Below are 24,129 nucleotides of genomic sequence, written 5' to 3'. Positions count from 1 at the left end.
CTGCATGAGCTGATTCGCAACCTGGCGCGCATTCATTTCGCCCGCCCGTAACAGAGCGTCCCATGACCGAAGAATTCCATCGTATCCGCCGCCTGCCGCCCTATGTCTTCGCTGAAGTCAACAAGGCCAAGGCCGCCGCCCGAGCGCGGGGGGAGGATATTATTGATCTCGGCATGGGCAATCCCGACACGCCCACGCCGCCGCATATCGTGCAGAAGCTGGTCGAGACCGTGTCGGACCCGCGCGCGCACCGCTATTCGGTCAGCCGGGGCATTCCCGGCCTGCGCCGGGCGCTGGCGGGCTATTACGAGCGCCGCTTCAACGTAAAGCTTGACCCCGAGACCGAGGTGATCGCGACCCTTGGCTCAAAGGAAGGGCTGGCCAACCTCGCCTCCGCCATCACCAGCCCGGGCGACACCATTCTGGTGCCCAACCCCTCCTACCCCATCCATCAGTTCGGCTTCATCATCGCGGGTGCGTCCGTGCGCTCCATCCCGGCCACGCCGGATGATGAAATGCTCGAGGCCCTCGACCGCGCGGTGCGCCATTCGGTGCCCAAGCCCACGGCGCTGATTGTCAATTTTCCGTCAAACCCGACCGCGTACCTGGCCGATCTCGATTTCTACCGCAAGCTCGTGGCGTTTGCCCGCAAGCACGAGATCTGGATCCTGTCCGACCTGGCCTATGCCGAGATCTATTTTGGCGACAAAGTGCCCCCCTCGATCCTTGAAGTGCCGGGGGCGAAGGATATCGCGGTCGAGTTCACCTCGCTGTCCAAGACCTATTCCATGGCGGGCTGGCGCATGGGCTTTGCTGCGGGCAACCCGAAGCTGATCTCGGCGCTGACGCGCATCAAGTCCTACCTTGATTATGGCGCGTTCACCCCCATTCAGGTTGCGGCGGTGGCGGCCCTGAGCGGCCCGCAGGACTGTGTTGCCGAAATTCGCGACATCTACCGCAAGCGCCGCGACGTGCTGATCCAGGGCCTGCACGCGGCAGGATGGGATGTGCCCTCGCCCGAGGGCTCGATGTTTGCCTGGGCGCCGATTCCCGAGCAGTTCCGCGAACTTGGCAGCGTTGGCTTCTCCAAGCTTCTGCTCAGGGAGGCAGGCGTTGCCGTAGCGCCGGGGCTTGGCTTTGGCGAGCATGGCGAAGGCTTCGTGCGCATCGGCCTGGTGGAAAACACCCAGCGCCTGCGGCAGGCCTGCCGCTCCATCCGCCATTTCATGACGGAACATGGCGGCCTTGCGCCCACCAGCCAGCAGGCCGCTCCCCTGCCTGAAGAACAGCCCGCCCATTCATGACGGCCCACTCGGTTGACGGAAAACAGATGACTTCTAAACCTTCTTCTTCGCCCGCACCCAAACCGCCCCTGCGCATCGGCATTGCAGGGCTGGGCACGGTTGGCGCTGGCGTTATGAAACTGCTGCGCGAGAACGCGGCCCTGATCCGCGCCCGCGCCGGGCGCGAACTGGTGGTGACCGCCGTCAGCGCGCGCGACCGCACGCGCGACCGTGGGGTTGACCTGGCAGGCGTTGCCTGGTGCGACACGCCCGAGGAACTCGCCACCCACCCCAATGTGGACGTGGTGGCCGAACTGATTGGCGGCGCCGAGGGCGCTGCCCGCCTGACCGTAACCCGCGCGCTGGAAAACCGCAGGCCGGTGGTGACCGCCAACAAGGCGCTGATCGCCATCCACGGCGCGGAACTGGCCTGCACGGCGCAGGCCGCAGGCGTGCCGCTGATGTTCGAGGCGGCGGTGGCCGGCGGCATTCCCGCCATCAAGACCGTGCGCGAAGGGCTGGCGGCGGACCGCATCCTTAAAATTGGCGGCATCCTCAACGGCACGTGCAACTACATCCTGAGCGTGATGCACGAGACCGGCCGCGACTTTGCCGAGATCCTGGCCGATGCCCAGAAGCTGGGCTATGCCGAGGCCGATCCCTCCACCGATGTCGATGGGATCGACACCGCCCACAAGCTGGCCATCCTTGCGGGGCTGGCCTTCGGGCGGCCGGTGGTGTTCGCCTCCGTCTATATCGAGGGCATCCGCCGCATTGGCGCGCTTGACCTGCAGTTCGCGCGCAAGATGGGCTACCGCATCAAGCTGCTGGGCATTGCCCGCCAGCATGAAAACGGCATCGAGGCCCGCGTGCATCCGTGCCTTGTGCCGCAGGATGCCTCGATCGCGCAGGTCAATGGCGTGTTCAACGCCGTGGTGGCGGAGGGCGCGTTTGTCGGCCGCCTGATGCTTGAGGGCCGGGGTGCTGGCGAAGGGCCTACGGCCACCGCCGTGTGCGCCGACCTGATCGACATCGCGCGCGGCGCCGCCATTCCCGTATGGGGCTGCGATGCCGACAGCCTGACGCAGGCCGTGGCCCTGCCCGCCAAATCGTTCATGGGCGAATACTACCTGCGCCTGAACGTGGAAGACCGCCCCGGCGTGATTGCCGACATCACCGCCGTGCTGCGTGACAATGGCGTGTCGCTGCGCAGCATGCTCCAGCATGCCGATGCGCATGAAACCCGCCCCGACGGCACCCATGCCGTGCCGCTGGTGCTGCTGACCCACAAGACCAACGAAGCGGCCATGCAGCACGCCCTGCACCACATTGCGGAACTGCCTGCCGTGCTGGACGAACCTGCCCTGATCCGCATCGACGCGGGCTAGAAATGGCGCGGGTGGGCGCGCGTCCATCCGCGCCCCGTCGCTGATCCCGGCCCCCTGCACAAGGACCTGCCCGTGCCTGTTACCGACCTGACATCGCCCGCCCCTGCCGCACAACTGGCACAGGACGGAGCCGTGCCCGCCGTGCTGGGGGTGACCCACAGCGTGACAGGGCGGCGATGGACATGGCGGGCGGGCAGCCAGGCCAGCCATGCCGACCGCATGGGCATGGCCATTGCCCAGCAGACCGGCCTGCCCGAGATCGTGGGCCGCATGCTCGCGCTGCGTCATATCAGCCCCGACCAGGTGGAAAGCTACATCAGGCCCGTCATGGGCCAGATGCTGCCCGATCCCTCGACGCTGGTGGACATGGACGTGACCGCCGAGCGCATGGCGCGCGCCATCCGCAATGGCGAGACCATCGGGCTGTTTGGCGATTATGACGTGGATGGCGCCTGTTCCACTGCACTCCTGACCGCCTTCCTGCGCACGCAGGGCTGCACGGTGCTCACCCACATCCCCGACCGCATGACGGAGGGCTACGGCCCCAACATTCCCGCCATTGAAGCCCTGCAGGCGCAGGGTGCCAGCCTCATCGTCTGCCTCGACTGCGGCACGGCGGCGGTCGATGTGCTGGAGCATGTCAGCCAGAGTTGCGATGTGATCGTGCTCGATCACCATCAGGTGCAGGGCGCGTTGCCCCGCGTGCTGGCCACGGTCAACCCCAACCGGCCCGACTGCCCCTCCGGCCTGCGCAGCATCTGCGCGGCAGCGGTGGCCTTTCTGGCAGCCGGAGCCACCACGCGCCTGCTGCGCAGCGAAGGGTGGTTTGACACCCATCCCGACCCGCAACTCAAGAACAGCCTCGACCTGGTGGCCCTGGCCACCGTGTGCGACGTGATGCCGCTGACCGGGCTGAACCGCGCCTTCGTGATTCATGGGCTGAACATCATGGCGCGGCGCGGGCGCACGGGGCTTGCAGCCCTGCTTGAGGCCGCGGGCGCGCGTGACCCGCTCTCCGCCTTTACCTGCGGGTTTGCGCTTGGGCCGCGCATCAATGCCGGGGGGCGCATTGCCGATTCCGGGCTGGGGCTGCGGCTGCTGCTGTCACATGATGCCGCCGAGGCACAGGCGCTGGCCGACAAGCTCAATTCCGTCAACCATAACCGCCAGAGCGTGGAAGCCGGCATTCTGGACCGCGCCATGGAACTCGCCGCCGCCCAGCGCGAACAGGGGCATGCCGTGCTGGTGCTGAGCGGGCGCGACTGGCACCCCGGCGTGGTGGGCATCGTGGCCGGGCGGATAAAGGAAAAATTCAATCGCCCCGTGCTGGTTGGCGCGGAACTTGATGATGGCAGCGTCAAGGGCTCGGCCCGCTCCGTGCCGGGGCAGGATCTGGGCGGCGCCATCATTGCAGCACGCCAGGCAGGGCTGCTGACATCGGGCGGCGGCCATGCCATGGCAGCGGGCTTTGGGCTGCCCGCCGAAGGGGTTCCGGCACTGCACGACTTTCTTGACCGCTACCTCGCCTCCGCCGCCGATCTGCCCGATGCGGTGGACCTGACCATTGATGCCGTGGTGAACGTGGCCGCCGCCGACGTGGCGCTGGCAACCGACATGGATCGCCTCGCCCCCTTTGGCCCGGGCAATGACGAACCGCTCATCGCCCTGCCCCGCGTGCGCGTGGCCTATGCCGAGCGGATCGGGCGCGAGGGCAATACCCTGCGCCTCACACTCCAGGGCGAAGGCCGGGGCCCACGGCTCAAGGCGCTGGTGTTCCGCGCCAATGAAAGCCCCATCGCCCCGGTGCTGGAAGACCGCGATGCGCCCCCGCTGCACCTTGCAGGCTGGCTGCGGGCCGAGAGCTGGAACGGGCGGACATCGGCCACATTCTTCATCCGCGACGTGGCGATCGCTCAATAATTTCAGTCTTTTTTGCATAAGGGGGGTTGACCCGCCCCCCGTGGCGGGATAGTTACCCCTCACGCCTTTAGTCCCGTTCGTCTAGAGGCCTAGGACACCGCCCTTTCACGGCGGCAACACGGGTTCGAATCCCGTACGGGACGCCAGCTACTTTACCGCAGTTTACTGCGGGTCTTGGCTGATTACAGGTAATTTCCTGATTTCCAGTTTATTGGATCCTGAACCAGACGGGTTTCCGTCAGGCAGGAAACACGCGGTGATATCAGGGCCTCGCATAAGCGAATCACAGAAAACAAATATTGATCCCGCCACGGGCAGGCCGCTGCCGAAGGGTGTGTGGCATCGCGGCCCATCGCCATGATGCCAGATGGCGTAACCTGACACACTCAGGCCCGCATCAGAACAATCAGGATGACGGCCCTCACCTTGCGTCGCGGTTACTGGCCGGGCAAAACTGGCCCAATGTGCTGGCCCCATCATCAACCCTGCACTGTCCAGCCTTTTTCCCTGTCTGGTTGCGCAGCATGACCCCTTTTCTTTCAGATTGCCCGAAACCGGATACATCATGGCGTGCGGTCGTGCTGTTCGGGCGCAATGTCGCGTCCTATAAATTCGCGCTCGCGCAAAGCCTGCTGGAAATGGCGGAGCGGTCTACGACCAGAGTCCTGCTGAGCGATCTGGCGGAACCGTTTTCGCGGCATCTGTGCCAGCACCTGGCCCGTGTGGACCGGCAGGGCACATCGCGATCCAGTCGGTTTCTGGATACCTGTCGCGCATTCAACCGCGACGAAATCACCGCAACGCAACTGCGCGATGCCACGACCAAGCTGGGGTTTGTCAACGTGATCGATGCCTTCCACATGGTCGGCAAGGGTCCGGTGCCGCACCGCTTTTTCGTGGATGAACGAACGGCAGGCGGACCGCCAGCCATCCGCCTGACGGATGAACTCTATAAATTGCGCGAACGGTTCCGGGCCGATGATCTGGCGGATGAAACGGAAGCCCGATGGCGCTTGGTGGAAGGTGCATGGCAGTATGACCTTCCGCGCGCCAATGTGGCCGTGCAACTGGACAGCGAAACGCAGGAACTGTTTGTACAGAAAGTGCGACGGGTCTCGCTCAGCCGCGTCCGCCCATCGCTGAATGGCTACCAGAAAGGCCACTGTTTCTATTGCGGGTGCGACATGCCACTGGCAGCAGCGGACGTAGACCATTTCTTTCCGTGGATGCTGCGGGAACGTGGCCTCATGCCGGATGCTGACGGAATCTGGAATCTGGTCCTGGCCTGTCGGGACTGCAACCGGGGCGAGGGTGGCAAGTTTGCCAGCGTGCCATCCGACAGGCTTGTCGCGCGGCTGCACGCCCGCAACTCATGGCTGGTGGAAAGCCATCACCCGCTGCGCGAAACCATCATGCTGCAGACAGGCCAGAGCGAGGAGGCCCGGCGCAGCTTCCTGCGCTCCCGGCAGCAGATCGCCCGTGACGCCCTGATCCATACATGGGAACCAGCCGAGGAGCATCATGACTGAGGTTCCCGATACGCTGGCATGGTATGACCGCAACGCCAGCCATTTTGAGGCGCGTACCGCCAGCGTGGACATGAAGGCGATCCATGGGCTTTTCCTGCCCGATATTCCCCCCGGTGGACATATTCTGGACGCCGGTTGCGGAGTGGGGCGCGATGCGCTGGCCTTTGCCCGTGCCGGGTATCGCGTTACCGCCATGGATGGCAGCGCCGCCATGGTCAGGCTGGCACGTAAAAGAACAGCGGGATACCCGGTTTCGGTGCATCACATGACGTTTGCGGAACTGGACTGGACCAACCGGTTCGATGGTTTCTGGGCCTGTGCCGCTCTCCTGCATCTGCCCCCGACAGAACTCGAAACGGCTCTGACAAGACTGGCACAGGCGTTGAAACCCTCAGGGACGGGTTATGCCTCGTTCAAGGCAGGAACAGGTGAAAGGGTTGAAAACTGTCGTTATTTTTTTGATATGACCGAAGAGAAACTGCAAAATACGATCAGGAATACCCCATTGAGGCTACGGTTATGTTCCATCACGACAGACCAAGCGGGAGATCGGCCATCAGTAACATGGCTGAATGCGGTTTTTGACCTGAAGTGAAGGCAGCCATGTTCATGTCCGCCTGCTTTCATGAACTCTTCCCGTTCCAGATATGAACAGCCTCGTATTGCCTGCATGATGGTTGGCGGATGGCTTGTTTGCGGCCAGCAAGCGGCATCCGGAAACTTCTGTTTTCCATCGCGTTTCACACCCCGCCCGCATGGCTGGCAGGCCCTGCATCACCTTTCCACCATCATGGTGAAGTATGGCATACTCTGTCCTGCTACCGAGGGAGGTAACAGGCTTATGGAACCGTGGAATTCATTCACGCTGTTTGGAAAATCCGGCACGCTCTACCAGTTTCATCGCGTGCCCTCGCCCCTGCCGGACCAGGCGGGCGTGTTTCTGCTCACCACTGTCATGGGGTCAACAGCCAAAGGTGGGTCGTGGCAGTTTCTTGAACCCGAAATCGGCACGGTCACATCCCTTTCGCGCCAGTGGGAGAGCGTGGTCAAACCCGCGCGTGAGGCGAAAACGGAAAGCGATGACGTTCTTGTCTGCTTTCCTGAAAGTGGCGACGTGCAGGATGCCTTTGCCGACCTGATTGAAGGGGGCGCGACCCGCCTGCCTGCCTGAACCGCCTGACCGGCACGGACGTGAATGGACGCAGGCGCACCCGATGGTCAACACTGCGCCATTGCCCGTGCCTGATGGAGGTTCTTCATGCCCCGAATCCGCCCTGCCCTGATGGCCGTTCTGGCCAGCCTGCCCGCCCTGTGCGGCACTACCCATGCCCAGGCGGCAGGACCCGTGCTGCTGCGCCATGCCACCGTGATTGACGGCACGGGACAGCCTGCGCAGGCCGATATGGATATCCTGATCGAAAACGGGCACATCACCGCCACGGGGCACGGCCTGAAGCCGGCCGCCCATGCCCGCGTGCGCGACCTGTCAGGACTGAGCGTGCTGCCGGGGCTGATTTCGGACCACAGCCATGTAGGCCAGGTCAGCGGCACCTATAACGGAGCGGAAAACTATACCCGCGCCAATATCCTCGCCGAACTCGCGCAATATGAACGATACGGCGTGACAACGGTGGTCGCACTCGGGCTGAACCGCTCGCCGCTGTTTGATGACCTGCGGCGCGAACAGCATGCGGGCCTCAACCCCGGTGCCGACCTGTTTGGCGTGGATCAGGGCATTGGCGCGCCCGATGGCGTGCCGCCTGAAAACATGTTCCATATCGGCCCCGATCAGGTCTTTCGCCCCACCACGCCTGCCGAAACACGCGCCGCCGTCGACCGCATGGTCGATGAAGGCACGGATCTGATCAAGCTGTGGGTTGATGATTTCCGCAATGGCGTGCCCGGCGCGCACCCCCTGCCCAAGATGCGGCCTGCGATCTACCGCGCCGCCATTGCGCAGGCCCACGCAAGGGGCAAGCGGGTTGCCGCCCATATTCATGACCTCGTCGATGCCCGCGCCCTGGTGGTGGCAGGCGTGGACATTCTGGCCCACGGCGTGCGCGACAGACCCATAGACCCCGCGCTGATCAACGCCATGCGCGCGCAGGGTACGGGCTATATCGCCACGCTCTCGCTTGATGAGGCCAGCTACATCTTTGCCGAACACCCGGAATGGCTTGACGATCCCTTCCTGTCCTTCGGCCTTTCGCCCGCGCTGCGCCAGCAATTTGCCGATCCCGCCTGGCGGGCCAGAACGCTGGCAGCGCCCCTGACAGCCGCCGCGCATCGGGCGCTGGCCATGAACATGCAGAACCTCATGGCGGTTTACCGCGCGGGTATTCCCGTTGGGTTCGGCACGGATTCAGGGGCCACGCCAGTGCGCATTCCCGGCTTTGCGGAACATCGGGAAGTGCGCCTGTCCATCATGGCCGGGCTGACGCCATTACAGGCCATTACGCTGGCCACGGGCGATGCCGCGCACCTCATGCATCTGACCGACCGGGGCACCATAGCACCCGGCCAGTGGGCCGACCTGCTGGTGGTGCAGGGCAACCCCACGGTGGAACCTGCCGCGCTGGACCGGATCAGGCAGGTCTGGCATCGTGGCCAGCCCGTCTCCGGCCCGCTGCCCGGTCAGAGCACGCACCAGAAATGACAGGAACCCGCTTTATGCCCGCACGCAAGACAACCCTGTGCCTGCTGGCGGCATTGCTGGGCGGGCTGGGAGCCTGCGCGGGGCCTGAAGGCCCGCAGCTTTCAGGCCCGGATGGCCCGATGATTACGAATAATGACTGGAATGAACATAATTACGGCATGGGGTATTATTCCGGCCCGTATAATGATGGCTTCGAGGCCGAAGGGCTGGATGGCGGCCCGCCCGATTACATGGGCGATGCGTTCTTTACCGGCCCGTAAAATAATAAAAGTTTTTGGGGGCTGCGCTTTCGAAGCTTTTTGGAAAAGGCAGCGCCCAAAACGCCCATACCCCGCCCCTCAGCAACGGGTGGAAAAGCGGTCCCACGGCGTGATCCGTGTTACCGGCAGTTCCACCGGGCGGGCAAAGACCTCTGCATTCAAAAAGGCCAGTTCGGCTTCCACCTCCGCCTCGGGCAGCGAGATGGACCACGCCCGCGGGTTGCCATCCGTGCCGTCATTCCACCGGTAGCCGCGCTGGCGCAACTGGTCCTTGAACTCATAGGGCGCGTTTTCCGCCCAGATGCGGCAGCGCACCTGCCGGGCGTTTTCCAGCAGCGCCGCAAGGGCAGGCTGCCCTGACACAGGCAGCACCCGGTCGAGGATTGCAATGCCCGCCAGGCAATCATCCACCGCGCGATGCCCATCGAACCAGAACCCTGCCTGCATGCCCAGATAGGACAGCTTGCGCCCCTCAAAACCTTCCGCCGCCCAGTCCACATCCTTCATGGAACACGCCCAGGGCTTGGTGGTGAAGGCCGGGGTAAAACGCTCGGCAAACTTGCGGTCAAAATCTGCATTATGTGCGATAATGAGTGAGGCGGGCGCTACGAAACTGGCCACCTCCTCAGGTGTGACCGACTGGCCCGCCACCATGGCCGGGGTGATGCCGGTCAGCGCGGTGATCTGGGGCGGAATGGGGCGCGAGGGCTCGCGCAGGCGGCTGAACGGTTCAAGGCTGCCCAGAATCCGTCCATCCAGCGTGTAAACGAAGGGCACGATGCCAAATTCGATGATCTCATCCTTCGCCGCACTCAGCCCCGTAGTCTCGAGATCAAGGAACATGCCCAGCCGCGTGCCCGCCTCGGGCGGGTATTGCGCCAGCACGCGCGGGGCGAGCGGGCGCAGCACGCGGTAGCGGCCCGTTCCTTCCAGCGTGGTCGCCATGTGTTCCATCTCGTCGGGGGTCAGCTCTGTCATGGGGTCTCCTGCCGGGCGGGGGCGCATGGATATGCGAAGGGTGCGCGTCCTTTCTACCACGCAGGGCGTTGCCCCGCCGGGGCGTATGCCATATTACAAAGTTTGTCAGGCTGATCAGTCCCGGCACCACACCACACACCCGCAGGCAGGACACGCCATGGCACAGGACGCCGGGCCACAAACGCCCCCACGCCCCAGCCCTTTGGCAGGCGACAGGCCGCAATCCCTCCACAAGGTCGAGGATCAGGGACACGATACGATCGTGCGCGTGGGGCAGGTGGACCGGATCTGGTCCGATTTCTACCACCATGCCCTGACAGCACCGTGGCGCACGTTCTTTTACAGTTCGCTGCTGGTTTACGTGGGGGTCAATCTGCTTTTCGCGCTGCTGTACATGGCCGACAGCCAGGGCGTTAAGGGGGCTGACCCGCACAGCTTCGCTGATTTTTTCTTCTTCAGCGTGCAAACCCTCTCCACCGTAGGTTATGGCGGCATGGTGCCCGTCAGCCGCACCGCCAACCTGATCGCCACCGTGGAAGTGCTGGGTGGCATGATGATCAACGCTCTGGCCACGGGCCTCATCTTCGCGCGTTTCTCGCGCCCGCGCGCCCGGGTCATGTTCAGCAAAAAGGCGCTGATCCTGCCGGAAGGCGGCCAGCTTCACCTTGATATCCGCATCGCCAACTGCCGCCGCAGCCCCATCCTGTCGGTCGATGTGGAGTTTGCGCTTGCCCGCCTCATTCACACGCCATCAGGCCGGGTGGTGCGGCAGTTCGATCCGCTTGCGCTCCAGCAGTCGCATGTGCCGGTGCTGCGCTTTGCCTGCACGCCCACCCATGTCATCGATACCAGCAGCCCCCTTGATGGCCTGACGGAAAAGGATCTTGCGGCGCAGGAGGCGGAAATCATCGTCAGCCTGACCGGCACCGACGAGGCATCGGGCCAGACCGTTTTTGCGCGCTCCGCTTACGGATTTGACCGCATGCTGTATAATCACCGCTTCGTCGATATCATCAACGCCGGGCCGGATGGGCGGATCACCGTTGACTACACCCGCTTTGACCAGACCGAATCCCCCCTCGATGAAAATACAGGGGTGGCGGAATATCTGGCTGACCAGCCGGACTGATCGGCGCGCGTTGCGACTGGCCCGCGCAGGTGCCGCGCTGCTTGCCCTGGCAGGGGCGGCACCCGCCCATGCGGCCCGGCATGCGCCGCCGCCCGCGCCACCACCCGCGCTGCGCTATGGGCTGCCCGCCGCCTGCCTGACCCATGTCATCGCGGCCCCGCTGCTGACCAATAGCGGCAGCCCCATCATTCCCGCCACGTTCAATGACATGGCCGGGCTGGCCTATGTCAGCGTAACGCAGGACCAGGTGGGCGTTTACGCGCCCAATCCCACCGCCTTTCCCGTTCTGTCAGCCATCAGCATCCAGACCATCGCGGGTGTCGACACCACCTACACCACGGTGCTGCATGACCTGCGCATCAGCAATGGCCATGCCGATGACGTGCCCGCCCTGCTCGAGGGCACGCGCCAGCCCCGCCTCAATGACCAGCCCGTACTGGGCGTGATCGGCTACGACATTTTGGGCAATTACGATGTGCTGTTTGATTTTCCCGCCCGGGTCATGGTGCTGTTCGTTGCCAGCACGGCACCCGGCTGCCCGCCATTGCAGGACTGGCTCGGGCCGGACAGCACGGCCCTGCCCCTGCAACCCGACCGGCGCGGGCGCATGACCGGCATCCGCATGCAGGTGGGCACGCAGGCCACGCGCATGGAAATCGAACCGGGGGCGGACATGTCCTCGCTCGCGCGCAGGGATGCCAGGGCGCTGGGCCTGACCGCCACCATCCTGCACGAGGATATTCACGTACGGACCAATGCCGGAAAGATCCTGAACGGGCGCATGCACCATTTTGACAACATCGCCATTGGCGCATGGCACGACCTGCGGCTGGACGTGAATGTGGAAAAAACCAGCTACAACGTGCTGGGCATGAACTTCCTGCAACGCCGGCGCGTGCTCATGGCCTTTCCGCAGGGCATGATATACATGACCCCGCAGGCCGACATGCCCAATGACCACGGACAGGCCGCCCATGGCATGCTCACCACCCGAACGGCCATTGCCCGCCTGCTTGATACGCCACCCGCACCAGGCGCGCCGGTACAGGCCACGCCGGATTCCACGCCCCACCCTGCCCTGCAGACTGACATCAAACCGTAAAAGCGACCGACAGCCCTGCCTTTGAAAGCGGCTACCCGAAAATACAGGCCGGAGACGGCCTGCAACCTCAGGAATGTTCTGGCGCTTCACGGGGCATACGCGCCACCAGCAGGGCCACGACCTGCTCGAGCCTGTGCCGGTCCGCCGGGGTGAAACGGTTCTGGCGGGGGCTGTCAACGTCCAGCACGCCCACGAGCCGTTCCCCGTGCAGGACGGGCACCACGATCTCGGCGGCAGAGGCCGCGTCACAGGCGATATGGCCGGGAAAGGCGTGCACGTCGGGCACCACTTCCGTCCTGCGCTCGCGGGCTACCGTGCCGCACACGCCCCGCCCCGATGCAATGCGCGTGCACGCCACCCGCCCCTGAAAAGGCCCCAGCACGAGCATGCCGCCTTTCCACAGATAGAATCCGGCCCAGTTGATGTCAGGCAGCGCCTCGAACACCAGCGCTGCGATATTCGCCATATTGGCGATCAGGTCCGTCTCGCCCGCCAAGGTGGCGGCCACCATGGGCACGAGGTCATCGGGGCCTATGCGGTGGGCTGGGGCTTGCATGGGTTGTCCTTGTCGCATGATTGGGGAAAGAACCTGAAAAGGCAGACAGGCAGCATCTGCGGCACTGTTCAGGACAGGGGCACAAGACCCGGCGCGGGGGGCAGGTCGCCTGTCGCCAGCAGCCGGTCACGATATGGGCCGGGCACGGCCTCAAGCTCGGCCATGCTGCCCGCCTGGGCAATATGCCCGTGCTCCATCACCACGATCCGGTCAAACCCGCGCAGGGTGGAAAGCCGGTGGGCGACAGCAATGACCGTGCGCCCCACCATCAGCCGCTCAAGGGCGGCATGGACATGTCGCTCGCTTTCCCCATCAAGCGCGCTGGTTGCTTCATCCAGAATCAGGATGGGCGCATTGCGCAAAAAGGCACGCGCAATGGCCAGGCGCTGGCGCTGCCCGCCCGAGAGCATGACCCCCCGCTCGCCCACCACGGTTGCGAACCCCTGCGGCATGGCATTGATGAAACCGGAGCAGCCCGCCGCCTCGGCCGCGGCCTTCACCTCTTCATCGGTGGCGTCGGGGCGGCCGTAGCGGATGTTCTCGCCCACCGAGCGGCGCAGCAGGTACACCTCCTGCGGCACCACGGCCATGGAGGCGCGCAGGCTGTCCTCATCAAGTTCAAGGATGTTGACACCATCAAGCTCCACAGCGCCTGCCTGCACGAAGCGCTGGCGCTGCAACAGGGCCAGCACCGTGCTCTTGCCCGAGCCCGATACCCCCACCAGCCCCACGCGGCAGCCTGCGGGAATATCGAGATTGAAATGCGACAGCACCGGCGCGCCGCCGGGATAGGCAAAACTGACATCACGCAACTGCACGTGCCCCCGCAACGCCGCGGGCGGCAGCACCACCGTCTCGGCCACGCCGCTGCCTTCATGCGGCACAAGCAGGTGGCCCAGCGTCTCGGTTAGGCGGGTGACGTGCTTCATCGCCTCCACCATGGAGAAGGCCAGGTCGCGCGTGCAGTTCAGGATCAAAAAGCCCAGCGTGGTCACCATCACCACATCGCCCGTGGTGGCGCGGTGCATGCGCCACAGCAGCACGACCCACAGCAGCAGCCCCGTGGTCATGAAAGCCGTGACGACGGAATGGATCATCCGCAGCTTTTCCATATAGCGCAGCGAGCGCGTCTGCAGCCCGGTCTCGCCACGGATGCGCTGGCGCATGCGGGCATGTTCCACCCCCATCATGCCATAGGCGCGCACCAGGGGCAGGTTCTGCATCACGTCCAGCATCTCGCCATCCACCTCCGCCGCTTCCGCCGCGTAGGCCAGGTGCATCTCCTGCCCGTGGCCTGCCAGCAGGTAAATGCACAGCCCCAGCAGCAGCGTCATGCCCACCAGCACCGCCGCCATCAGCGGGCTGACCGTGCCCAGCGTGATGATGGCAAGGAACAGGTTCAGCACTGAAGGCAGCAGGTTCCATGCCGCCATGTTCTCCAGCGCCACCACCGCCCCTGCCGCCGCCGAAACCCGGGCCGCGAGCGCACCGGAAAGCCGGTTGGCAAAATAGGTCGCATCATGCCCGCTGAGGTAGCGGAACAGGTCGCCGCGCACATCGCCGCCCACCCGCACGAACACGCCCGAGGCCATCCACCCCGCCACGCGCCAGGCTGCGTTGTCGCAGATGATGGTGGCGCAGAACAGCCCGATCGAGACCCACACCGCCCCCATGCCCCGCCCGCCCTCGGTCATGCCATTGACCAGGTGGCGGATGATGGCCGACATGCCCACGTTGCACGCCACCGCTATCGTAATCGCGCCAACGATGATGGCATGCCACCTGCCATGCAGCCGCACGTAATGGAAAATGAACCCCAGCGGGCGGGCGCGGTACCACGCCAGGGCGGGCATGGGGCGCGTATCGGTAGAGATGACGGAGTCTTTCACGTTCATGCGAGGATGCTGCCTTGAGGACATGGCGGGGAAAAGGCTCCGCACTTATGCCGCATTTGGCCCGGTATCATGCCTGCATGACAGATGCACCCCTATCGCGCGTTGCCAGACGCCTTGCCTTCGTGTCCCTGCTGGTCGTGTGGCTGGTCATCATGGCGCATGATCCCGTTCCGCTGCCCTTCTGAAACCCGGCCGGGCGGTGGCGGTTCATAACCAAATACGGAGCGCCCGCCATAATCATGCGAGCGGGCGCGTTCTTCGCCCATGATAGTGGAGAAAGACGGTCCATGCGCATCGCGCTCCAGCCTGCGGGCGGCGGAGTCCAGCCTGCGGATGGCATCGAGCTGTTCTTCGTGCCCCAGCTTTGCAGCAGCCACGGCCGCCTTCATGACCGAGAGCGTGCGGTCATAAACCGCCACCGGCACGGGATAGGGGTGGCGGTCCTTGCCGCCATGCGCCAGCGAGAAGCGGGCCGGATCATCAAAACGGCACGGCGCGCCATGCACCACCTCCGCCACCAGTGCCAGCGCCCGCACCGTGCGCGCGCCCACGCCGGGCACGCGCAGCAGGTCGGGGAAATCACGCGGCCCCGCCTCGCTCGCCGCCGCCAGCGCACCATGCAGGCGGCGCATGTTTACATCCTGCGGCTGCACGTCATGGTGGGCGGGCATGCACAGATAGGGCAGTTCCCCCTGCGCCGGGGGCTGTGGGGGCGCATGACCCTCGATGCGCATGAGTTCACGCGTCAGCCGGTCCGGACCCATGGCATGCAGCAGGTCCACCTGCCCCGTGCGTGAGGCGGCCGCCCGGCGGTCGGTCAGGTTCATGATGGAGCCGCCCGCGACACGCCCCTCGATGGCGGCATGCGGGGCCTCGACAAAACTGCTCACGTCATCGGACAGCCAGTGATAGCGCCGCGCCAGGCGCTGGCCCGCATGCATGCCCTGCTGCACCACCGCCCATTTGCCATCCGCCGCCACCACGAAACCATGCAGGTAAAGGTCGAACCCATCCTGCACGGCGGCGCTGTCCACCTTGGCCACCATGCGGCTCGTGGCCACGAGGGGAGTGGCATCAAGCCCCGTGGCTTCGCCCACCGCCAGCAGTTCATCGGGCGTGCGGCGCGAATGGCGGCCCCGGCCACCGCACACATACAGGCCCAGCTCATCCTGCAATGGCGCAAGCCCACGCTTGAGCGCGCCGATCACGCTGGTGGTAATGCCCGAGGAATGCCAGTCCATGCCCATGACCGCGCCAAAGGACTGGAACCAGAACGGGTGCGCCAGCCTGCGCAGGAACTCGTCACGCCCGTAATGATGCACGACCGCCTGCGTGATGACAGCCCCCAGCCGCGCCATGCGCTGGCCCAGCCACGCGGGCACCCGCCCGGAATGCAGCGGCAGGTCGGCGGAGCCTGCGCGTCGGGTCATGGCGCGTTCCCCTTCATGGGCGTGTCAGTCGTTCTGGCGTTTGCCCGTGCCGGCCATGAAGGTGGCCAGCCCCGCCTCGAGCGCGTGGCGGAAGGCGCGCAGCGTTTCCGCCCCCACATAGTGTTCCATGCCCTCGGCATCAATGCGGGCACTCACCTCGCTTACGCCAAGGGCGCGCAGGAACTGCTCGACCGTGTGGTGGCGCGCGCGGCTGGCCCGCGCCATCTCCTGCCCCGCCCCGGTCAGGAAAATGCCGCGATAGGGCCTGCGGGTGACAAGACCATCCGCCTCAAGCCGCACCAGCATCTTGGCCACGGTGGGCTGCGACACGCCAAGGCGGGCGGCAATATCGACCTGGCGTGCTTCCTGCCCGTCATTGAGCAGGTCATCGATCAGTTCGACATAATCCTCGATCAGGGCCGTCTTGCGCGCCAGCCGCGCCTGGCGAAAGCCCGCGCACTGCGTATCGGCATCGGGCATGGGGGGGGCTGGCCTGTGGTCCGGGCTGGGCATCAGGGATTGAACACGATGGTCTTGCGCCCGTTGGGAATGACGCGGCACTCGGTAAAGTAACGCACGGCGCGCGCCAGCACCCGGCGCTCGATATCGCGCCCCTTGCGGATCAGGTCATCGGGGGTATCGGCGTGGGTAATGCGCTCGACATCCTGCTCGATGATCGGGCCTTCATCGAGGTCGGGGGTGACGAAATGGGCGGTGGCGCCGATCAGCTTCACGCCGCGCGCAAACGCCTGATGATAGGGCCGCGCCCCCTTGAAGCCGGGCAGGAAGGAGTGGTGGATGTTGATGCACCGCCCCGCCAGCCACGCGCTCATGGAATCGGACAGGATCTGCATGTACCGCGCCAGCACCACCAGCTCGGCCCCTGTTCCGCGCACGATTTCGGCCATCCGTGCCTCCTGCGCGGCCTTGGTGGCGGCCGTTACGGGCAGGTAGTGGAAAGGGATGCCATCAAGGTCGATATGGGCGTAGGTCTCACGCGGGTGGTTGGCGATGATGGCCACGGGCGCGATGGCCAGTTCACCAATGCGCCAGCGGTACAGCAGGTCAACCAGGCAGTGATCGAAGCGCGAGACCATGATGACGGTGCGCGTGGGCCGCAGGCTCTCGCGCAGCGACCAGTGCATGTCGAACCGCGCGGCCAAAGCGGCCAGCGCCTGCCCGAGCACCGCGCGCTCCACGCCGCCTGCGGGCACGCTGAACACCACGCGCATGAAGAAGATGCGGCTTTCACGCTCATCAAACTGCTGGGCGCCCGCAATGTCGCCACCGAGTTCGAACAGGGCCTGACTGATCGCCGCCACGATACCGGGACGGTTGGGGCAGGACAGCGTGAGCACATAGGACAGGCGCGCATCGCGGGCAGGATCAGACATGACGTTACTGCCCGCGCTTGCTGCCCGTATCGGGCACGGGGTTATAGAACCAGCAGCCAGCGCCCCCGACCTTGCGCAGGGCGGCCTGCGTTGTGGGCACGGGGCGCACCACGTCGCAGCCCGGCGTCCAGCCCTCGGGCGTCATGACCGCATTGCCCTCGCTGCGGCGCAGGGCCTCGACGAGGCGCAGCAGTTCCTCGACCGAGCGCCCGACCGACATGGGGTACCACACCAGCGCGCGGATCACGCCATCGGGGTCGATCACGTAGGTGGCGCGCACGGTTGCGCTGTTCTGCGCGGTCAGGTCCAGCATGCCATAGGCGCGGCACACCGCCATGGAGGGATCTTCCACCAGCGGGAACGGGATCTCGACGCCAAAGCGCTCCTGTATCGTCTCGAGCCAGGCCAGATGCGCATACAGGCTGTCGACCGACAGGCCCAGCAGCGCGCAGTCAAGCTGCTCGAAGCGATCGGCCGCGCGGGCCAGGCCCATGAACTCGCTGGTGCAGACCGGCGTGAAATCCGCCGGATGCGAGAAAAACAGCAGCCAGCGCCCGCGGAAGTCCGACAGGCGCATTTCCCCCTTCGTGGTACGGGCCTGAAAGTCTGGCGCCACGTCTCCGATCCGCAACGGGCGCGTTTCGATCACGCCATGGTATGCGGGTATACTCGCCTCTTTGCTCATGTCCTGCCCTTTTGCATCTGCCGCGCCTTGACGCAAGCCATCTCATAACATACATTTATTATGTAATTCATAAACTATGGATGATATTCCATGTCCGACCCCGCCCTTGAAGCCGCTGCAACCCAGGTGATGACATGCCGCGCAACAGGCCAGGCGCCGGTAGTACGGACTTTTTTCGATCTGCCCACCTTCACCGCCACCCATGTGGTGCATGACCCAGCCACCCGCGCCTGCGCCATCATCGACAGCGTGATGGACTACGACCCCGCATCCGGCAAAACCGACCACGCCATGGCGCAGGACATCGTGGACTACGTCACGGCGGAAAAGCTGAAGGTGGAATGGCTGCTTGAAACCCATGTCCATGCCGATCACCTCTCGGCCGCCCCCTGGCTGCAGGAGCGGCTTGGCGGCAGGCTCGGCATTGGCCATGCCATCCTGAAAGTGCAGGACATCTTCGGCAGGCTGTTCAACGTGGGCACGCAGTTCGCGCGTGATGGCTCGCAGTTTGACGAACTGTTCGAGGACGGGGCGCAGTTCACGCTCGGCGCCCTGCCCGTGACCGTGCTGCACGTGCCTGGCCACACGCCTGCCGACATGGCCTACGTGATCGGCGAGGCCGCCTTTATTGGCGATACGCTGTTCATGCCCGATTACGGCACCGCGCGGGCCGATTTTCCCGGCGGGAATGCCCGCATGCTCTACCAGTCCATCCGCCGCCTGCTCGCACTGCCCGCCGAGACGCGGGTTTTCCTGTGCCACGACTACAAGGCCCCCGGCCGCGACACCTTTGCATGGGAAACCACCATCGGCGCGGAACGCCAGAACAATGTTCACGTTCATGACGGCGTGGATGAGGAGGCTTTCGTGCAGATGCGCACCGCGCGCGACGCCACCCTGTCGCTACCCAACCTGATCATGCCCTCGGTGCAGGTCAACATGCGCGGTGGTCATTTGCCCGAGCCTGAAGATAATGGTGTAAGTTATATCAAAATACCGCTCAGCCGTTCCTGACACACATCTATCGCTGCCTTATCTATAAAGTCATTACGGAGATCCTTCATGACCGATACCGCCCCCACCACCCCGAACCTCGCCAGCACGGCGCGGGGCCTGACCTATGATGTCGTCGTGGTTGGCGGGGGGGCTGCCGGCCTGTCCACCGCGGCGAGCATTCTCAAGCGGCGGGGCGGCATCACGCTGGCCATCATAGAGCCGTCGGGCTCGCATTTCTATCAGCCGGGCTGGACGCTGGTGGGGGGCGGCGTGTTCAAGCAGTCACAGACCCGCCGGTCGGAAAAGAAGCTGATCCCCGCCGGTGCCGACTGGGTGCAGGCAGCGGCCACGGGCTTCGAGCCAGAAGCCAATCTCGTGCACCTGTCCGACGGGTCATCCATCCGCTACGAGGTGCTGGTGGTAGCCACCGGCCTGACGCTGGACTGGGACGCGATCGAGGGCCTGAGCGAGACCCTTGGCCGCAATGGCGTGACCTCGAACTACCGCTATGACCTTGCCCCCTATACCTGGCAGATGGTGCAGACGCTGGGCCGCGGCAACGCCGTCTTTACCCAGCCGCCCATGCCCATCAAGTGCGCGGGCGCGCCGCAGAAGGCGATGTACCTGGCATGCGACGCATGGCGCAGGCGCGGACTGGGCGACAACATCAACGTGTCCTTCCACACCGCAACGCCGGGGCTGTTTGGCGTGAAGGAATTCGTGCCGCCGCTGATGGACTACATCAACCGCTACCATATCGACCTGTGCCTCAAGTCCAACCTGACGAAGGTGGACGGCAAGGGCCGCATCGCGACCTTCGAGAACGTGGCGGCCGATGGCAGCAAGACGACCTCGGAAGTAGAATTCGACATGCTGCATGTCGTCCCGCCGCAGCGCGCGCCCGACGTGATCCGCAACAGCGCGCTTGCGGGCGATGGCGGCTGGGTATCGGTTGACCCCGCAACGCTGCGCCACACGAAGTTCGCCAATGTCTTTGCACTCGGCGATGTGGCGGGCACCTCCAACGCCAAGACCGCCGCCGCCGTGCGCGTGCAGGCCCCGGTCGTGGCCGTGAACGTGCTGGCCACGCTCGACCACAAACCCGCCGTGGCCGATTATGACGGCTATGGCGCCTGCCCGCTGACCGTCGAGCGCGGCAAGATCGTGCTGGCCGAGTTCGCCTATGGCGGCAAGCTGGCCCCCACCCTGCCCACATGGCTGCTCAATGGCCGCAAGCCCACGCATCTGGCATGGTTCCTTAAGGAATGGGTCATGCCCGCGCTGTACTGGGATGGCATGCTGCGCGGCCATGAACTGATGGTGGCCCCGCACAAGATCGGCACGCCGCGCTGATCTTTCACATCTGCTGAAACGCGCCATGGCCGCGCGGGGGTAGACCTCTGCGCGGCCATGCGTATGTTTGGGGCCATGAACACCACCAGACAGGGCCAGCACCATGTGGGCCACAGCCGCCCGCTCCGCCTGGCCGATGACGTGGTCAGCCATGCCATCTATGGCGGCCCGGACAAGTGCTACCGTTATGAACTGACCCGCACCTGGAACCCCGAAGGGCCTGCGGTGATGTGGCTGATGATGAACCCTTCGGTCGCGACGGAAGATGGCGATGACCGCACGGTGGCCAAGTGCCAGCGCTATGCCCGCGCCTGGGGCTACGGCACGCTGCTGGTGGGCAACACCTTCGCCTATCGCTGCACCGACCAGAAACGCCTGACCGAGGTGCCCGATCCGGTTGGCCCCGAGAACGACCGCCACCTGCTGGCCATGGCGCGGCGGGCGGACCTGGTGGTGGCGGCCTATGGCTCACCGCAGATCAAAAGCCTGCTACCGCGTGGGCCGGAGGTGATCCGCATGCTGCAACAGCACGGCATTACGGTCAGCGCCATGCGGCTGAGCAAGGGGTCGGGCCGCCCAGAGCACCCGCTCTATCTGCCCGGCAGCCTGAAGCCGGAACCCCTGCCGCTTTTCGCCCCGGCCTGAATGGCGTGTTGATTCCGAAAAAGTTTTTGGGTGTCGTCTTTTTTCACAAAGGTGGCGTTCTTTGACGCTTTTTGAAAAAAGATTCACCAGAAACTTTTATTATTTCAGGGCATTAACAGCCTCTCAGTAGTCAAAATCAACCGAGAAAGACCCTTCGGCCATCTCCACCCGCAGGGTCAACCCGGTCCAGACCGGCTGGTCGCGGGCCGGGTTCTCGCGCCAGAAGGCAGCACGCAGTTCGAGCAGTTCATGCTGCAGGTCATGCAGGTAGCGGATGTGGCCTTCGGTCGATTCGTCCTCGAAGGGGCTGAAATTGACCTTTTCCCCCTCCTGCGTTTCGTAATCGAAGCCGAAATATACATTCGTGTCACCGAGTTCGACATTGCCGGTAAAGGCCATGTGCATCTCGATGGCGCGGCAGGTTTCCTCTTCCTCTTCCGGCACGGCGATCAGCACGAGTTCGGCAATGGCGTTGAGAATGGCCTTTGAGCCGGGAGGGGCTGCGTTGTTCATGGCGTCCTGCTTCGTATGAGGAAGGTCATCCAATGACCTCAATGCGACCTGCCTACAATCGATAAGAAGTTTTTGGTGAAGCTTTTTTCAAAAAGCGTCAAAGAATGCTGCCTTTTTGAAAAAAGGCGACACCCAAAAATTCCTTTTCATTTATCAGCCAAACAGCGCGAGTTGCCGCGCGGGCGGAACAGCGCCGGGCACGCGCAGGCCCGATACGGTCACGCCGAGCAGCCGGATGCCCCGTGGCGGCGGAAAGCATGGGGCCAGCAGCGCCAGCGCCCGCCGGGCCAGATCGGCCCCGTCCGCTACCGGCTCCGGCACCGTGCGCCCGCGCACGATCTGGCGGAAATCGTTGTATTTCACCTTCAGCGTCACGGTCACGCCCGTCAGGCCACGCGCCACGCAGCGCCCCCACACCCGCTCCGACAGGGCCAGCATGTTGTCACGCGCTGCGGACCAGTCGTGAATATCGGCATCGAAGGTCTGCTCGCCACCGATGGAGCGGCGCGGGCGATTGACCTCCACGGGGCGGTCATCAAGCCCACGGGCAATGCCGTAATAGAAATCCGCCGCCTTGCCAAAATGCCGCAGCAGGCGTGACAGCGGCTGCCCGCGCAGGTCCAGCCCCGTGCGAATGCCCAGCCCATGCATCCGCGCAGCCGTGGCCGGGCCAATGCCATGAAACTGCTCGACCGGCAGGTTCGCCACAAAATCCGGCCCCATGCGTGGTGTAATGACAAACTGGCCATCGGGCTTGCGGTAATCGGATGCCAGTTTGGCCAGGAATTTATTGTAGGACACGCCTGCCGAGGCGGTCAGCCCCGTCTCGTTGCGGATGCGGGCGCGGATGGCCGTGGCAATCGCCGTGGCGGAAGGATAATCCAGCAGCGGCCGGGTTACATCCAGATACGCCTCATCAAGCGAAAGCGGCTGGATGATGGGGGTAAAACTGGCAAATATGGCGTGAATCTGGGCTGAAACCGCGCGATACACATCAAAACGCGGCGGCACGAACACAAGGTCCGGGCATTTGCGCTGCGCTACGACCGAAGGCATGGCCGAGCGTATTCCAAACCGGCGGGCCTCATAACTTGCGGCGGCGACAACACCGCGCCGCCCGGCACCGCCTACGGCAAGCGGCCTGCCCCGCAGGGCCGGATCATCCCGCTGCTCGACCGAGGCATAGAAGGCATCCATGTCAACATGGATGATGCGCCGGTGCCCCGCGCTACTCACGGCGCTGGCAGCACCGGGGTCATGCCCCCAAGGGACATGACCGGCACGGCGTGACTGCGGGAGATCAGTCGTTGCACTTCTTTTTCTTAAGGAAAAACACGATAGCGCCAACAATCGCACCGAAAACCAGGATGCCCTTGAGGCAGGGAGACTTGGAAGGGCACTTGGTTGCACATTCAGACATGATTCATTCCTTGATCAACAGCTCCACTCCAGACGGGAGCAGCACAACCCATATTAGCGCATGCATGCGCCGTGACCAGTGGGCTTTTGCCGCGCAGGCGCCCGGTCGGGCCTGACATGCGGCAGCAGGGCAGCCGCATTGCGTTGCCACATCTTTTGTTACAGATGGCGCCGGGCAATGATACCGCCACCAAGACCGGAGAATGAACCATGAAGAAATATGCATTCCTGCCTGCGGCCCTGCTCATGCTGGGCACGGCAGTCGGCGCAGCACATGCCACCCCGTCAACCGGACGCGCGGTCAATCGTGATTTCGCCAAGCTGTCGGCTGATGGCAGCCGCGCGTTTGACGATATCGCCATGGCCCGCACGGCGCTTGCCAACAACGACACCGCTGGCGCCGTCAAGCTGCTGACCGACGCCAACAACGCCCTGACCCGCGCCAAGAGCGACAACAAGGTGTTCATGAAGGCCGAAGCCCAGCTGACGCCCCCCAAGAAGGCCCCGGTTGCCGCCCCCGCGCCCAAGGCAGCCCCCTCCACCCAGCCCGTGGCCTGGCTGCCGGTTGATGGCGAATACATCGTGACCGAAGACCTTGAGCCCACCTCCACCAAGGGCACGGCAGTGGCTTCGGCCAATACCAGCCTGAACAAGGGCAAGCCCGCGCAGGCAGCGCAGAACCTGCAGGTTGCCGCAGTGGATGTTGACTTCGTGCTGGCCATAGCACCGCTTGATGTCAGCGCAAGCGATGTCTATCGCGCCTCCAACCTGCTTGCAGGCGCCACGCCCAACACCAAGGATGCGGACGCCGCCCTGTTCGATGCCCAGAACAGCATCCGCTTCGTGTCTGAAGACATGGTTGGCACGCCTTCGGGCAAGAAAGCCGCCAAGAACTGAATCCCGGTTGTTTCCGGTCGTTAGCATGCCGCGCGTAAGGACAGCCCGCCCCCCATCGCCTCCCGCGCAGGGGGGCGGGCTGTTCACCCGGCGGGGCCTCT

Annotated in this window: 23 protein-coding genes and 1 tRNA gene; 15 read left to right on the top strand and 9 right to left on the bottom strand. The window is 64.5% G+C overall.

Annotated elements, in window-relative coordinates; all coding sequences use genetic code 11:
• Positions 1-62 precede the first annotated feature (62 nt).
• From R5N89_RS01970 to R5N89_RS01930, 9 genes are all read left to right on the top strand, one after another.
• Positions 63-1,304 carry an LL-diaminopimelate aminotransferase gene (locus R5N89_RS01970; protein ID WP_110568994.1) on the top strand — a complete coding sequence of 414 codons (1,242 nt, stop codon included), beginning with the start codon at positions 63-65 and terminating at the stop codon, positions 1,302-1,304.
• A 26-nt stretch (positions 1,305-1,330) separates the two neighbouring features.
• A complete protein-coding gene (locus tag R5N89_RS01965; RefSeq protein ID WP_110568995.1) occupies positions 1,331-2,671 on the top strand; it encodes a homoserine dehydrogenase in 1,341 nt (446 codons plus the stop codon).
• Positions 2,672-2,743: 72 nt separating this feature from the next.
• A complete protein-coding gene (recJ, locus tag R5N89_RS01960; RefSeq protein WP_110568996.1) occupies positions 2,744-4,591 on the top strand; it encodes a single-stranded-DNA-specific exonuclease RecJ in 1,848 nt (615 codons plus the stop codon).
• A 70-nt stretch (positions 4,592-4,661) separates the two neighbouring features.
• A tRNA-Glu gene (locus R5N89_RS01955) sits at positions 4,662-4,737 on the top strand.
• Positions 4,738-5,115: 378 nt separating this feature from the next.
• Complete coding sequence (locus tag R5N89_RS01950; protein WP_110568997.1) at positions 5,116-6,120, top strand: HNH endonuclease domain-containing protein; 1,005 nt, start codon at positions 5,116-5,118, stop codon at positions 6,118-6,120.
• Positions 6,113-6,715 carry a bifunctional 2-polyprenyl-6-hydroxyphenol methylase/3-demethylubiquinol 3-O-methyltransferase UbiG gene (locus tag R5N89_RS01945; RefSeq protein WP_110568998.1) on the top strand — a complete coding sequence of 201 codons (603 nt, stop codon included), beginning with the start codon at positions 6,113-6,115 and terminating at the stop codon, positions 6,713-6,715. Before R5N89_RS01950 ends, R5N89_RS01945 begins: the two co-directional genes overlap by 8 nt.
• Before the next feature lie 246 nt (positions 6,716-6,961).
• Complete coding sequence (locus tag R5N89_RS01940; RefSeq protein WP_110568999.1) at positions 6,962-7,291, top strand: hypothetical protein; 330 nt, start codon at positions 6,962-6,964, stop codon at positions 7,289-7,291.
• A gap of 87 nt (positions 7,292-7,378) precedes the next feature.
• Positions 7,379-8,776 carry an amidohydrolase family protein gene (locus tag R5N89_RS01935; RefSeq protein WP_110569000.1) on the top strand — a complete coding sequence of 466 codons (1,398 nt, stop codon included), beginning with the start codon at positions 7,379-7,381 and terminating at the stop codon, positions 8,774-8,776.
• A 14-nt stretch (positions 8,777-8,790) separates the two neighbouring features.
• Positions 8,791-9,036: a hypothetical protein gene (locus R5N89_RS01930; protein ID WP_244192161.1), complete on the top strand. Its 246-nt coding sequence runs from the start codon at positions 8,791-8,793 to the stop codon at positions 9,034-9,036.
• A gap of 78 nt (positions 9,037-9,114) precedes the next feature.
• On the opposite strand, the gene R5N89_RS01925 is transcribed toward R5N89_RS01930, so the two are convergent.
• A complete protein-coding gene (locus R5N89_RS01925; RefSeq protein ID WP_110569002.1) occupies positions 9,115-10,014 on the bottom strand; it encodes a 3'-5' exonuclease in 900 nt (299 codons plus the stop codon).
• Between the two features lie 157 nt (positions 10,015-10,171).
• Between R5N89_RS01925 and R5N89_RS01920 the strand changes: the two genes are divergently transcribed.
• Both R5N89_RS01920 and R5N89_RS01915 read left to right on the top strand, forming a co-directional pair.
• Positions 10,172-11,143, top strand: a complete 972-nt coding sequence (locus tag R5N89_RS01920; RefSeq protein ID WP_110569003.1) for an ion channel — start codon at positions 10,172-10,174, stop codon at positions 11,141-11,143.
• Positions 11,097-12,245 carry a retropepsin-like aspartic protease gene (locus tag R5N89_RS01915; protein ID WP_110569004.1) on the top strand — a complete coding sequence of 383 codons (1,149 nt, stop codon included), beginning with the start codon at positions 11,097-11,099 and terminating at the stop codon, positions 12,243-12,245. Before R5N89_RS01920 ends, R5N89_RS01915 begins: the two co-directional genes overlap by 47 nt.
• 67 nt (positions 12,246-12,312) lie before the next feature.
• Here R5N89_RS01915 and R5N89_RS01910 read toward each other — a convergent pair whose 3' ends face one another.
• The 6 genes from R5N89_RS01910 to R5N89_RS01885 form a co-directional block, all read right to left on the bottom strand.
• Positions 12,313-12,801 (bottom strand): GAF domain-containing protein, encoded by a 489-nt coding sequence (locus R5N89_RS01910; protein WP_110569005.1) that lies wholly within the window; start codon positions 12,799-12,801, stop codon positions 12,313-12,315.
• Between the two features lie 68 nt (positions 12,802-12,869).
• Positions 12,870-14,696 carry an ABC transporter ATP-binding protein gene (locus R5N89_RS01905; protein ID WP_244192162.1) on the bottom strand — a complete coding sequence of 609 codons (1,827 nt, stop codon included), beginning with the start codon at positions 14,694-14,696 and terminating at the stop codon, positions 12,870-12,872.
• Between the two features lie 92 nt (positions 14,697-14,788).
• The gene (locus R5N89_RS01900) at positions 14,789-16,126 is read right to left on the bottom strand and encodes a DUF763 domain-containing protein (protein WP_110569006.1); all 1,338 of its coding nucleotides are present in this window, start codon (positions 16,124-16,126) and stop codon (positions 14,789-14,791) included.
• Between the two features lie 24 nt (positions 16,127-16,150).
• A complete protein-coding gene (gene mntR, locus R5N89_RS01895) occupies positions 16,151-16,639 on the bottom strand; it encodes a manganese-binding transcriptional regulator MntR (protein WP_110569007.1) in 489 nt (162 codons plus the stop codon).
• Complete coding sequence (gene purU / locus R5N89_RS01890) at positions 16,639-17,520, bottom strand: formyltetrahydrofolate deformylase (protein ID WP_110569008.1); 882 nt, start codon at positions 17,518-17,520, stop codon at positions 16,639-16,641. Before purU ends, mntR begins: the two co-directional genes overlap by 1 nt.
• 4 nt (positions 17,521-17,524) lie before the next feature.
• Positions 17,525-18,205, bottom strand: a complete 681-nt coding sequence (locus R5N89_RS01885) for a peroxiredoxin (RefSeq protein ID WP_110569009.1) — start codon at positions 18,203-18,205, stop codon at positions 17,525-17,527.
• 90 nt (positions 18,206-18,295) lie between these two features.
• Here R5N89_RS01885 and R5N89_RS01880 point away from each other — a divergent pair, with 90 nt between their 5' ends.
• The 3 genes from R5N89_RS01880 to R5N89_RS01870 all read left to right on the top strand — a co-directional run bounded on the left by R5N89_RS01880 (position 18,296) and on the right by R5N89_RS01870 (position 21,199).
• Positions 18,296-19,219 (top strand): MBL fold metallo-hydrolase, encoded by a 924-nt coding sequence (locus R5N89_RS01880; RefSeq protein WP_110569010.1) that lies wholly within the window; start codon positions 18,296-18,298, stop codon positions 19,217-19,219.
• Between the two features lie 48 nt (positions 19,220-19,267).
• Complete coding sequence (locus R5N89_RS01875) at positions 19,268-20,554, top strand: FAD/NAD(P)-binding oxidoreductase (protein ID WP_110569011.1); 1,287 nt, start codon at positions 19,268-19,270, stop codon at positions 20,552-20,554.
• 75 nt (positions 20,555-20,629) lie between these two features.
• Positions 20,630-21,199: a DUF1643 domain-containing protein gene (locus R5N89_RS01870; protein WP_208624672.1), complete on the top strand. Its 570-nt coding sequence runs from the start codon at positions 20,630-20,632 to the stop codon at positions 21,197-21,199.
• Positions 21,200-21,322: 123 nt separating this feature from the next.
• On the opposite strand, the gene R5N89_RS01865 is transcribed toward R5N89_RS01870, so the two are convergent.
• Positions 21,323-21,712 carry an immunity protein YezG family protein gene (locus R5N89_RS01865; RefSeq protein WP_061272938.1) on the bottom strand — a complete coding sequence of 130 codons (390 nt, stop codon included), beginning with the start codon at positions 21,710-21,712 and terminating at the stop codon, positions 21,323-21,325.
• Positions 21,713-21,865: 153 nt separating this feature from the next.
• On the bottom strand, positions 21,866-22,909 hold the full coding sequence (dinB, locus tag R5N89_RS01860; RefSeq protein WP_244192166.1) for a DNA polymerase IV: 1,044 nt from the start codon (positions 22,907-22,909) through the stop codon (positions 21,866-21,868).
• A 432-nt stretch (positions 22,910-23,341) separates the two neighbouring features.
• Between dinB and R5N89_RS01855 the strand changes: the two genes are divergently transcribed.
• A complete protein-coding gene (locus R5N89_RS01855; RefSeq protein WP_110569014.1) occupies positions 23,342-24,028 on the top strand; it encodes a YfdX family protein in 687 nt (228 codons plus the stop codon).
• The last annotated feature ends 101 nt before the right edge of the window (positions 24,029-24,129 follow it).

Origin of the sequence: Komagataeibacter sucrofermentans DSM 15973, from assembly GCF_040581405.1 — a bacterium.
GTDB lineage: Bacteria > Pseudomonadota > Alphaproteobacteria > Acetobacterales > Acetobacteraceae > Komagataeibacter > Komagataeibacter sucrofermentans.
This window is presented reverse-complemented; position numbering and strand designations above follow the sequence as displayed.